The sequence below is a fragment of the Asticcacaulis sp. DW145 genome, from assembly GCF_037101385.1.
In the GTDB taxonomy this organism is placed as follows: Bacteria; Pseudomonadota; Alphaproteobacteria; order Caulobacterales; family Caulobacteraceae; genus Asticcacaulis; species Asticcacaulis currens.
In genome coordinates this window covers 298,554-310,000 of the sequence record NZ_AP029025.1, presented here as the reverse complement: position 1 = coordinate 310,000, position 11,447 = coordinate 298,554, and the positions used below count along the sequence as shown (strand labels likewise).

General features: G+C 61.6%; 10 protein-coding genes and 1 riboswitch (1 of these 11 only partly in view). Of the genes, 6 read left to right on the top strand and 4 right to left on the bottom strand.

Annotation, left to right across the window (positions count from 1 at the left end; genetic code table 11):
* Positions 1–398: the 5' portion of an RNA methyltransferase gene (locus tag AACH73_RS12600; RefSeq protein WP_272742230.1), read on the bottom strand. Its footprint begins 397 nt before the window's first position; only the first 398 of its 795 coding nucleotides appear in the window; it begins with the start codon at positions 396–398; its stop codon lies beyond the left edge, outside the window.
* A 175-nt stretch (positions 399–573) separates the two neighbouring features.
* Here AACH73_RS12600 and AACH73_RS12595 point away from each other — a divergent pair, with 175 nt between their 5' ends.
* From AACH73_RS12595 to AACH73_RS12570, 6 genes are all read left to right on the top strand, one after another.
* On the top strand, positions 574–1,788 hold the full coding sequence (locus tag AACH73_RS12595) for an NADP-dependent isocitrate dehydrogenase (protein WP_272742231.1): 1,215 nt from the start codon (positions 574–576) through the stop codon (positions 1,786–1,788).
* A 141-nt stretch (positions 1,789–1,929) separates the two neighbouring features.
* On the top strand, positions 1,930–2,985 hold the full coding sequence (locus tag AACH73_RS12590) for a GDSL-type esterase/lipase family protein (protein WP_338736154.1): 1,056 nt from the start codon (positions 1,930–1,932) through the stop codon (positions 2,983–2,985).
* 103 nt (positions 2,986–3,088) lie between these two features.
* Complete coding sequence (locus tag AACH73_RS12585) at positions 3,089–4,135, top strand: putative zinc-binding peptidase (protein WP_272742233.1); 1,047 nt, start codon at positions 3,089–3,091, stop codon at positions 4,133–4,135.
* Between the two features lie 93 nt (positions 4,136–4,228).
* Entirely contained in the window at positions 4,229–4,834 is a 606-nt protein-coding gene (locus tag AACH73_RS12580) for a DUF2939 domain-containing protein (protein ID WP_272742234.1), read from the top strand.
* A 38-nt stretch (positions 4,835–4,872) separates the two neighbouring features.
* Positions 4,873–5,796 (top strand): AEC family transporter, encoded by a 924-nt coding sequence (locus tag AACH73_RS12575; protein WP_272742235.1) that lies wholly within the window; start codon positions 4,873–4,875, stop codon positions 5,794–5,796.
* A 23-nt stretch (positions 5,797–5,819) separates the two neighbouring features.
* A riboswitch (yybP-ykoY riboswitch) is annotated at positions 5,820–5,990 on the top strand.
* Between the two features lie 15 nt (positions 5,991–6,005).
* Entirely contained in the window at positions 6,006–6,575 is a 570-nt protein-coding gene (locus tag AACH73_RS12570; protein WP_272742236.1) for a TMEM165/GDT1 family protein, read from the top strand.
* Positions 6,576–6,577: 2 nt separating this feature from the next.
* Here the strand turns inward: AACH73_RS12570 and AACH73_RS12565 are convergent, their stop codons facing one another.
* The 3 genes from AACH73_RS12565 to recA form a co-directional block, all read right to left on the bottom strand.
* Positions 6,578–7,354 (bottom strand): glucose 1-dehydrogenase, encoded by a 777-nt coding sequence (locus AACH73_RS12565; protein WP_272742237.1) that lies wholly within the window; start codon positions 7,352–7,354, stop codon positions 6,578–6,580.
* A gap of 112 nt (positions 7,355–7,466) precedes the next feature.
* On the bottom strand, positions 7,467–10,109 hold the full coding sequence (gene alaS / locus AACH73_RS12560) for an alanine--tRNA ligase (RefSeq protein ID WP_272742238.1): 2,643 nt from the start codon (positions 10,107–10,109) through the stop codon (positions 7,467–7,469).
* Positions 10,110–10,314: 205 nt separating this feature from the next.
* On the bottom strand, positions 10,315–11,388 hold the full coding sequence (gene recA / locus AACH73_RS12555) for a recombinase RecA (RefSeq protein WP_272742343.1): 1,074 nt from the start codon (positions 11,386–11,388) through the stop codon (positions 10,315–10,317).
* Positions 11,389–11,447 lie beyond the last annotated feature (59 nt).

The following is an 11,447-nucleotide window of genomic DNA, read 5'->3' as shown; positions in this document are numbered from 1 at the left end:
GCGCGCTCAGCCCCGAACAGCAGACCTGTTTTGAGGCCCTGTTGCGCGTTGGCATAAGAATCGTCGGCGCACTGACGCGGGGTCCGCACCGGCAACTGCGTCTCGCGCGGGCGGGCCGTGGTGGCATAAACGGCGTTGAGGTCGGCAATGGCCTCGGCGACCGTCTCATATATAGTGGCATTGTCGAGGGGCCAGTGCGCGCCGGAGGACATCGCCCAGGCGCGCTCCTGCGGCCAGCCATCGCGCGGATTGACGATCCGCAGGTCGCGCAGGCCGAAATTGGCCATGACGCGGGCGACCGAGCCGATGTTTTCGGCCATCTGCGGCCGGTCGAGGATGACGCACGGCAAGGTCAGGTCGGGCCGCTCCAGCGGCGGGGCAGTACGGTTTTCTTTCATGGGCCGGTGTTTAGCCCAAGGTGGCCCGATGTTCAAATCGCCATCCTAGCTATCGTGACCTGTTGGTAATTTCACGATTTGCCGTGCGCGCCTTTTCGGCTATAGCGAAGCGTCAGCGCCGAGTGCGACCCTGTGCGTCGCCTCATGTGCGCTTCGTTCAGAGAGGACATTCGCAATGGCCAAAATCAAGGTGGCGAACCCCGTCGTCGATATCGACGGCGATGAAATGACCCGCATCATCTGGCAGCTTATCAAGGACAAGCTGATCCACCCCTATCTCGACATTGATCTGCAGTATTTCGATCTGGGGATGGAACACCGCGATGCCACCGACGATCAGGTGACCATCGACGCCGCCAACGCCATCAAGGCCTGCGGCGTGGGCGTCAAGTGCGCCACCATCACTCCGGACGAAGCCCGCGTAAAGGAATTTGGCCTCAAGAAGATGTGGAAGTCGCCCAACGGCACCATCCGCAACATTCTGGGCGGCGTCGTGTTCCGTGAGCCGATCATCTGCAAGAACGTACCGCGCCTCGTCCCCGGCTGGACCCAGCCGATCGTCGTCGGCCGTCACGCCTTCGGTGACCAGTATAAGGCCACTGATTTCAAGGTGCCCGGCCCCGGCAAGCTGACCATCAAGTTCCAGGGCGACGACGGTCAGGTCATCGAGCACGAAGTGTTCCAGTTCCCGTCTTCGGGCGTGGCCATGGGCATGTATAACCTCGACGACTCGATCCGTGATTTTGCCCGCGCCTCGTTCGAATACGGCATTGCGCGCAACTATCCGGTCTATCTTTCGACTAAGAACACCATCCTCAAGGCCTATGACGGCCGCTTCAAGGACATCTTCCAGGAAATCTTCGACGCCGAATACGCGGCGAAGTTCAAGGCACTTGGCCTGACCTATGAGCACCGTCTGATCGACGACATGGTCGCTTCGGCGCTGAAGTGGTCGGGCGGTTTCGTCTGGGCCTGTAAGAACTATGACGGCGACGTGCAGTCGGATACGGTGGCGCAGGGCTACGGTTCGCTGGGCCTGATGACCTCGGCCCTCGTCACGCCGGACGGCAAGATCATGGAAGCCGAAGCGGCGCACGGCACCGTCACCCGCCACTATCGCCAACATCAGAAGGGCGAGGCCACCTCGACAAACTCGATGGCGTCGATCTTTGCGTGGACGCAGGGCCTCAAGCACCGCGCCAAGCTGGACGACAATGCGGAGCTGAAGCACTTTGCCGAGACGCTGGAAAAGGTCTGCATCGACACCGTCGAAGCGGGCTTCATGACCAAGGACCTGGCGCTGCTGGTCGGCGATACGCAAGGCTGGCTGACCACCGAAGGCTTCCTCGACAAGATCTCCGAGAACCTGTCGAAGGCTTTGGCGGCGTAAGCAAATCATGGGGGAATCACTTCCCCATGTGCCCCGTTTTAGTCGTAAGGCCGTCCGTTCGCGGGCGGCCTTTCTTTATGCGCGCGTCTTGACAGTGACAGCGCTATCATCCTTCATGCCGCAAAATCAGGGAGACACAGGATGACAAAGGCGCTTTGGCTGGCCGGATGGCTTTTGGTGGGGACGAGCTTCACCGCCCTTGCCTCTGCGGACACCCTGCCCCTGCGCAGCGGCGGGCGCACGGCAGCCCCGACCTATACGCATCAATGGCCGGGCGTCTATTTTGAGACCGCGACGACCTCAAAGTCGGTCACCCTCAGCTTCGATGACAGCATCAATATCTATAAGCTGTACCTCAACGGTGAGGTGGTGAAGCTCATCGAAAAACCCGGTCAGACGACGCTGCGCTTCGACAGCAAAAGCCCAAAGGCCGTGGACGTCTATCGGCTGGAGAAGATCACCGAATCGCAAGGGCAGACCGGGCGTTTCCTCGGTTTCAGCGCCGATAAGCCCGCCGCCCTCGCCGCCCGCGCGCGTCAGATCGAATTCATCGGCGATTCCTACACGGTCGGTTACGGCAATACCTCGCCAAAGCGCGAATGTACCCAGGACGAGGTGTGGGCGACGACCGACACGTCTCAGGCCTTTGGGGCGCTGACAGCCAAACACTATGAGGCCGACTATCAGATCAACGCCTTCTCTGGCCGCGGAATCGTGCGCAATTACAATGGCTTCATCGCCGATCCTCTGCCCAAGGTTTATCCCTATACCTTGTTCGACGGCAAGACGGCCTATGACGCCACCGGCTGGCAGCCGCAGATCATCGTCATCGGGCTGGGGACCAATGACTTTTCGACCGCGCTCAATCCGGGCGAAAAATGGACGACGCGCGAGGCCTTGCAAGCCGATTACCGCGACACCTATGTCGCCTTCGTGAAATCATTGCGCGCCAAAAACCCGCAGGCGCACTTCCTCCTGATGGCCTCCGACGGGGCTAAGGGCGAGATTCGCGCACAGGTGGCTCAGGTGGCCAAAACGCTGAAAGACAGCGGAGAAACGCGCCTTGACACGCTGTTTTTCGACGGGCTGGCGTTTGATGGCTGTCATGCCCACCCGTCTGTGGCCGATGATCGCAAAATAGCCGACCTGATACAGGGCTGGATCGACGCCCATCCGGGCGTGTGGCAAGGGAAATAGCCTTACCGGCCCTTTGCAAGGGGCGGCTGGCCTACCCTTTCAGACTTATGGATAGCGGTCTAGGGTCGCGGCACACGAACCCGACCTTAGAGACCGCGCCTTAATGAAGCTGTTTACCTGCGCCCAATGCGGCAACACCCTGTTTTTCCACAACCGCGCCTGCGTCAGTTGCGGGGCACGGCTGGGCTTTTCGCCGAACAGCCGTGATCTGCACGCCCTGATGCCCGCAAGCGACGACCGCTGGCAACCGGTCAATGGCGGGGACCGTTATCGCTTCTGCGCCAATGCCGCGACCGATGTGTGCAACTGGCTGGTGCCCGAAGGCGATGGTTCAGCCTATTGTCGCGCCTGTCGCCACAACCGCCTGATCCCCAACGATCTCGATCAGTTCCGGCGCATTATCGACGCCCAGCACCGCCTGTTTTACGCCTTCCTCAAATGGGACCTGCCCGCCCCTGACCGCAGCGAAGACCCGGAGGGCGGGCTTGTTTTCGACTATCTGGAGGACGAACAGGCCGCGGACGGCACCTTCCACAGCGCCATGACCGGTCACGATGAGGGCGTCATCTCCATCCGTGCCGCCGAGGCCGACGACGCCGTGCGCGAAAGCGTGCGCAGTCAGATGGGTGAGCCCTACCGCACCCTGCTCGGCCATTTTCGCCATGAATGCGGGCATTTCATCTGGAACCGTCTGGTGCGCGACGCCGGCAAGCTCGCGGCCTGCCGCGCGGTTTTTGGTGACGACGAAGCCGATTATCAGGCCTCGATCGAGCGCCACTATGCCGAAGGACCGCCCCCCTTCTGGGCCGACAGCTATATCAGTGCCTATGCCTCGATGCACCCGTGGGAGGACTTCGCCGAAACCTTCGCCCACGTCCTTCACATTACCGATGCCCTTGAAACCGCTCACTATTATGGCATGACCATCAAGACCAAACCTGATGAAGGGGTCGCGGCCGAGGTCGATTTCAAGCCCTATCGCGTCACGGATTTTGAGCGGCTGGCCGAAGCCTGGGTGCCGCTCAGTCTGGCGATCAATTCGATCCATAACGCCATGGGTGAGCGGCCGCTTTATCCGTTTATCCTGACCCCCACCGTGCGCAATAAACTCACCTTTGTGCACCGGCTGATCACGGGTCAGGCGGTTTAGCCACAGTCTGGAGCGAATCGTCGGACGGGGCGCGACAGGGCGTTATTTTCGTGTTAACCCTGTTTTTCAGCGCCTTCAGGGGGAACTGTCCGCGTGTTCAAGACCTTATCCATCGCCATCATCGTTGCCGCTCTGGCCGCCCTGTTCGGTTTTGCCATCGGCCCGGTCTGGGCCTTTTACGACCTGCGTTCGGCAGCGGAGTCCGAGGACATCCAGAGCCTGTCGGAACTGGTCGCTTTTGATGACGTGCGCGCCAGCCTCAAGGCGCAGTTGTGGGCCGATGCCAAGGGCACGACGACCGCCGAAGCCCCCGCGCCCAATGTCATGAAGGATCCGCTGGGGGCCATCGGCCGCGCCATTACCGACCTGACCGCGCCTGCCCCCAAGCAACCGGTGATCGACGTCAATACCTATCTCACGGCCAAGGCCCTGCTGGCCCTCTCCTATGGGGCAGGCAAAGACGCCAATGTGGTCGAACCGCGCGAATTTGCGCCCAAACCGCCCCTGCCCACCATCCTTTACTGGAGCATCGACCGCGCGCGTCTGGGCATCAAGCGGCCGGAAACCGGCACGACCGTCTTCACGCTGAAACGCAAGGGCCTGTTCACCTGGCAGGTGACGCATATCGGCCTGCCCGATCCGGAAGCCGAAACGGCCGCCTCAGCCTCAGCCAGCAGCGATTTCGGTCCTGACAAATAGGGCTTTTCATACCCCCTCACAGGGCGTAAAGCCCTGCCATGCTGGAAACCCTGAGCCGCGTTCTGCTGTTTTTTGCCTTTGTCGGACTGGGGGCGCTTCTGGCGCGCACCGGGCGGCTGAAATCCGAAGGGCTGGATGGCCTCAGCGCCTATTTCTACTGGCTGGGCTTTCCCGCCTATCTGATCCACGCCTTTGCCAATCTGCCGCGCCCCGATGCCCTGCATGTGGGCTGGCTGGGCGTCTATGCGCTGGCTTTCGCCGTATCGTCGGGGCTTTGCCTGCTGGCCGCCCGGCGCTTCGGCGCCACACGCGGCGAAGCCACCGGTGCCGGGATGGCCGCCTTCATTTCCAACAGCGCCTTTCTCGGGTTACCCATACTGACCGGGCTTCTGGGCCCGCAGGTCATGCAGGTGGCCCCGCTGTTGTTTGTCGCCGATTTTCTGATTCTGTTTTTTGTCGGCTGCGCCGGCCTGTCGGTCGCGTCGGGTCATGGGGTGGGGCTGGCGCTCAAACGCACGATGCAGAACCCCACCGTGCTGGGCTCGCTGCTGGGGGTTGGACTGATGCTGGCGGACCTGAAGATTCCGCCGATGTTCGATCAGATGCTCGACATACTGGGCCGCTCGTCCGTGCCGGTGGCGCTTGTGGCGCTGGGCGGGATGCTGGGGCTTATGCCGTTGAAAACGCTGCGCTCTGTTACGCCCGTGACCGCTATTGCCGTGGTGGGTAAGCTGCTTCTCGCCCCCGCCGTGATGGCCGTCGCCATGCACCTGTTCGGCGCACCGCCACTGATGTGGAAGATCGCCGTCTTCCTGTCGGCCTGCCCCACCGCGGTCAGCGTCTTCATTCAGGCGCGCATGTACGGCCTGTGGTACGCAGGCGCGGCGGTATCCATCGCCCAATCGACCGTCCTTTCGCTATTTACCCTGTCGGGTCTGGCCCTCCTCTTGACTCATCTGTAAGCCGCGTCTATCAAGCCCGCGTTCCTTCGGGGAGTAACCGCGCCTGAGCGTTGTTTCAGGCGGATTACGTCAACACACTTGTCCGGCATGGACATGGCGTAATCGAAACAGGTGAGACCGACGACCTGCCTTGCCGCCATAAGTGACTGGCCGCGGCGAAGCACGTCGTTGTGTGTCACAGCCTGGCCGGTCACAGACAAGATTTTACCGTGGACGCCTTCCTCAATTCGACCGCCCTCGTCGCCTTTTCCGAAATCGGCGACAAGACACAGTTGCTGGCCCTGATTCTGGCCGCGCGCTATCACAAATCCATTCCGATTATCTGGGGCATCTTCATCGCCACGGTGGCGAATCACGCGCTGGCGGCCGGGGTCGGGCATTTTGTCTCCGGACTGGCCCTGACCACCTACATGCCTTGGATCGTCGCCATTGCCTTTATCGCGCTCGGACTGTGGATCCTGATTCCGGACAAGATGGACGACGATGAGGCCCCCAAAAAGGATTACGGCCCCTTCCTCACCACCCTGATCGCCTTCTTTCTGGCCGAAATGGGCGACAAGACGCAGGTGGCCACGGTGTTTCTGGGGGCCAAGTACGAAGACGCCTTTGCCTGGGTCGTGCTCGGCACCACCTTCGGCATGATGCTGGCCAATGTCCCGGCGGTGCTCTTCGGCGACAAGGTGCTGAAGATCGTGCCGATGAAGATCGTCCGCTACGTGGCGTCTGGCCTGTTTATCGCCATTGGCCTCTATTCCTTCTGGCAAATCTTTAATGGTTAAAACTACTTAGGCGAAGCCGCCGCGCCCGCCAGAACGCCGCCGTCAATGTTGAATTCCGAACCGGTGATGAAGGTGGCTTCATCCGAGGCCAGAAGCAGCACGACGGCGGCCACCTCATCCGGCCGCCCGAATCGGTGCAGCGGCGTCCCGGCGGCGACCTTTTCCTTATCGGCTGCGTCCTTCAGCATGGCCTCCCACATCGGCGTCAGAATCGCCGCCGGATGCACCGAATTGCAGCGGATATTCAGCCCCTCTTCCGCACAATAAAGCGCCACCGTCTTGGTGTGATTGCGCACAGCGGCTTTTGACGCCGCATAGGCCGCCTGATGCGGAATGCCGACCAACCCGGACCGCGACGACATATTGATGATCGAACCGGTGCGATTCGGGCGCATCACGCGAATCGCGTGCTTGCAGCCCAGAAACACACCGTCCGTATTGACCGTCATCACCCGCCGCCAGTCTTCGAGCGTGGTGTGTTCGGGATCATTTTTGGCGTCGGCGCGTCCGGTAATGCCGGCATTATTGACCAGCACGTCCAGTCGGCCGAAATCGGCCACCACCGAATCGAGGACGACGATCCATTGGCCTTCATCAGCGACATCGAGTCGGCGAAACACCGCACCGGGCAGCTCTGCTGCCAGTGCTTCGCCTTCACGGGGGTCGATATCGGCGATGATGACCCGCGCGCCTTCGGCAGCAAAGCTGCGCACAATGGCCTTGCCGATGCCCTGCGCGCCCCCGGTGACCAGCGCCACCTTGTCTTTCAAGCGGTCCATGCGGCTCTCCTTTGGCGGGACTCCAGCATAGGGGAGGCCCGTAAAGCAATCGGCAAATACGAAAAAGGCCGCCCGCGAACGGACGGCCTGTTCGTTTTCAATGGAGACGCGATCAGACGATAGCGGCCTTGACGGCGTCCAGTCCGGCCTCGGCCTTGGTCGCGTCCGGCGCGCCGCCCTGCGCGAAGTCCTGCTTGCCGCCTGCGCCTTGCCCGCCCATGGCGATCACGGCGGCCTTGGCCAGTTCAGCGGCGTTGAAACGGCCAGTCAGATCGGGCGTCACCGCCACGGTCACGGCCGCCTTACCGTCCAGCACGCCGACCAGCGCCACGACGCCGGAGCCGACCTGCTTTTTGAAGTCTTCGGCCAGCGGACGCAGATCCTTGCCACCCACGCCATCGAGAACGCGGGCGATCACCTTGACGCCATTGATCTCTTCCGGACCGGACGCCGCCCCGCCGCCACCAACGGCCAGGGCGCGCTTGGCTTCGGCCAGCTCTTTTTCGAGGCGCTTGCGGTCGTTGACCAGCGCTTCGACGCGAGCCGACACCTGCGCCACCGGCACCTTGAACTGATCGGCCAGCGAACGCGCCACGCCCGCCTGCTCCAGCAGATACTGACGCGCCGCTTCGCCGGTAAAGGCTTCGATACGGCGCACCCCGGCGGCGATGCCGCTTTCGGAAATGATCTTGAACAGGGCGATATCGCCCGTGCGCGACACGTGGGTGCCGCCACACAGTTCGACCGAATAGCCCTTGTCCGCGCCATCAAGCGCATGACCGAGGCTGAGGACACGGACCTCATCGCCGTATTTTTCACCGAACAGCGCCACCGCTCCGGCTTCGATCGCCTCAGCGGGGGCCATCATCTTCGTCGTCGCCGCCTCGTTTTGCAGGATAACGGCATTGACCTCGGCTTCGATGCGCTCGATCTCTTCGGGCGAGACAGGCGCGCCATGGCTGAAATCGAAGCGCATCCGTTCGGCATCGACCAGTTGCCCCTTCTGCGCGACGTGCGGCCCCAGAACGTTTTTCAGCGCCGCGTGCAGCAGGTGGGCGGCGGAGTGGTTGGACTTCGTCGTCTGACGCTTGGCCCCATCGACGTGCAGATGCACCATGTCGCCGACCGCCAGAACGCCTTCGGTGATTTCGACATCATGCACGATCAGGTCGCCGGCCTGTTTTTGCGTATCGAGCACGCGGCCTTCGCCCCCGGCCCAATGCAGGGTGCCGGTATCGCCCGCCTGCCCGCCGCCTTCCGGATAGAAGGCCGTGCGGTCGAAGACGACCTGCAAACGCTCACCGACCAGACCTTCGCTGACCGACTCGCCGTCGCGGACGATGACGCGGGCGTGCGATTGGGTCGAAAGGTGCTCATAGCCGACAAATTCCGACGCCCCGGCCTGATCGCGGATCGAGAACCATTCGGCCTGAACCGAAGTTTCGCCGGAGCCCTTCCAGTTGGCGCGGCCGCGCTGCTTCTGTTCTTCCATCGCCGCTTCGAAACCGGCAACATTGACGCTTAAGCCCTTGGCGCGGATGGCGTCCTGCGTCAGATCGAGCGGGAAGCCGTAGGTGTCGTAGAGCTTGAAGGCCACCTCGCCTTCCAGCATGTCGCCGTCTTTCAGATTGGCGGTGGCTTCGTCCAGCAGGGTCATGCCGCGGCCCAGCGTGCGGCGGAAGCGTTCTTCTTCCTGACGCAGGGTTTCGACGATGGTCGCCTCGGCGCGCTTCAGTTCGCCGTAATGATCGCCCATTTCGCGCACCAGAACCGGTGCCAGACGCGGCATCAGCGGCTCATTGGCCCCCAGCAGATAGGCGTGGCGCATGGCGCGGCGCATGATGCGGCGCAGGACATAGCCCCGGCCTTCGTTCGATGGCGTGACACCATCGGCGATCAGGAACGAGGTCGAACGCAGGTGATCGGCGATAACGCGGTGCGACGGCAGGGCCTCACCCTCCGCCTTGATGCCGGTTGCCTCGACGCTGGCGCTGATCAGGGTCTTGAACAGGTCCACATCATAATTGTTGTGCACACCTTGCAGCACCGCCGCGACGCGCTCAAGCCCCATGCCGGTGTCGATTGAGGGCTTGGGCAGGTTGAGCCGCGTACCGTCCGGCTGCTGGTCGAACTGCATGAAGACGAGGTTCCAGATTTCGACGAAGCGGTCGCCGTCTTCTTCCGGCGAGCCCGGAGGGCCACCCCAGATGTGCTCGCCGTGATCGTAGAAGATTTCCGTGCACGGACCGCAGGGGCCCGTATCGCCCATCGACCAGAAATTATCAGACCCGGCGATGCGAATGATGCGGTCGTCGGAGAAGCCCGCGATCTTCTTCCACAGATTGAAGGCCTCATCATCGTCGATATAGACGGTGGCCAGCAGGCGGTCCTTGGGCAGGCCGTATTCCTTGGTGATCAGGGTCCACGCGTGGCTGATCGCCTGTTCCTTGAAATAATCGCCGAAGGAGAAGTTCCCCAGCATTTCAAAGAAGGTGTGGTGACGCGCCGTGTAGCCGACATTGTCCAGATCATTGTGCTTGCCGCCGGCGCGCACGACCTTTTGTGAGGTGGTGGCACGCTTGTACGGACGGGTTTCGGCCCCGGTAAAGACGTTCTTGAACTGCACCATGCCCGCATTGGTGAACATCAGCGTCGGGTCGTTATGCGGCACCAGCGACGAAGACGACACGATCTCATGGTCGTTCTTGGCGAAGTAATCCAGGAAGGTCTGACGGATCTGATTTAAGGAAGGCATGGGACTCCGACGGTTAAACACCGCACCACAGGACGATTTTCAGCCGTATATAGAGGGCTTGGGTATTTGCGCAAAGACCTTTGCGCCAACGCCGGTATTTTTCTGACGTGTCAGGATAAAAAGAACACCCCGGCCACGAGACCGGGGTGTTGACGTGTGGGTGGCGGGCGGTCTGAAAACCCGCACCCCACGCGGGTCTCAGATTTTATTCGCCGTCTTCATCCGGTTCCGGCGTACCCAAAAGCTCTTCGGAAATGGCGTCGGACTTCTTGCGCACCAGCGCTTCGATTTCCGCCGCGATTTCCGGATTGGACTTCAGGAAGTCGCGGGCATTTTCGCGCCCCTGACCAATGCGGATCGAGTTGAACGAGAACCACGAACCGGACTTTTCAACCACCCCACCCTTGACGCCCAGATCAAGAACTTCACCCAGCTTGGAGATGCCTTCGCCGTAGAGAATGTCGAATTCGACTTCGCGGAACGGTGGGGCGACCTTGTTCTTCACCACCTTGACACGGACATTGTTGCCGACGATCTCGTCGCGCACCTTGATCTTGCCGATGCTGCGGATATCGAGGCGCACCGAGGCATAGAATTTCAGCGCATTACCGCCGGTCGTCGTTTCGGGCGAGCCGTACATGACGCCGATCTTCATACGGATCTGGTTGATGAAGATGACGATGCACTTCGATTTGGAGATCGAGGCCGTCAGCTTGCGCAGGGCCTGCGACATCAGACGGGCCTGAAGACCCGGCAGGCTGTCGCCCATATCGCCTTCGATTTCGGCCTTGGGCGTCAGGGCGGCGACCGAATCGACCACGACAATATCAACGGCACCCGACCGCACCAGCGTATCGGTAATTTCCAGCGCCTGCTCGCCGTTATCGGGCTGCGACACCAGAAGATCATCGAGATTGACGCCCAGCTTGTGGGCATAGACGGGATCGAGCGCGTGTTCGGCATCGACAAAGGCCGCCGTACCGCCCGCCTTCTGAATCTCGGCAACCGTATGCAGGGCCAGCGTCGTCTTACCCGACGATTCCGGACCGTAGATTTCGATGACCCGCCCCTTGGGCAGACCGCCGATACCGAGCGCCATGTCGAGGCCCAGCGAGCCGGTGGAAATCGACTCCACCTCCACCACCTTGCCGGCATTGCCCAGCTTCATCACCGAGCCCTTACCGAAGGCACGGTCAATCTGGGCCAGCGCCGATTCCAGCGCGCGTTGTTTTTCAGCTTCGTCTTTTCCCACGAGTTTCAATACCGCTTGCGACATGATTCCAGACCTTCCCTATGCCACGATTCCCAAGGCGAAGGTCCATCCCCCGTCCGCGAAAA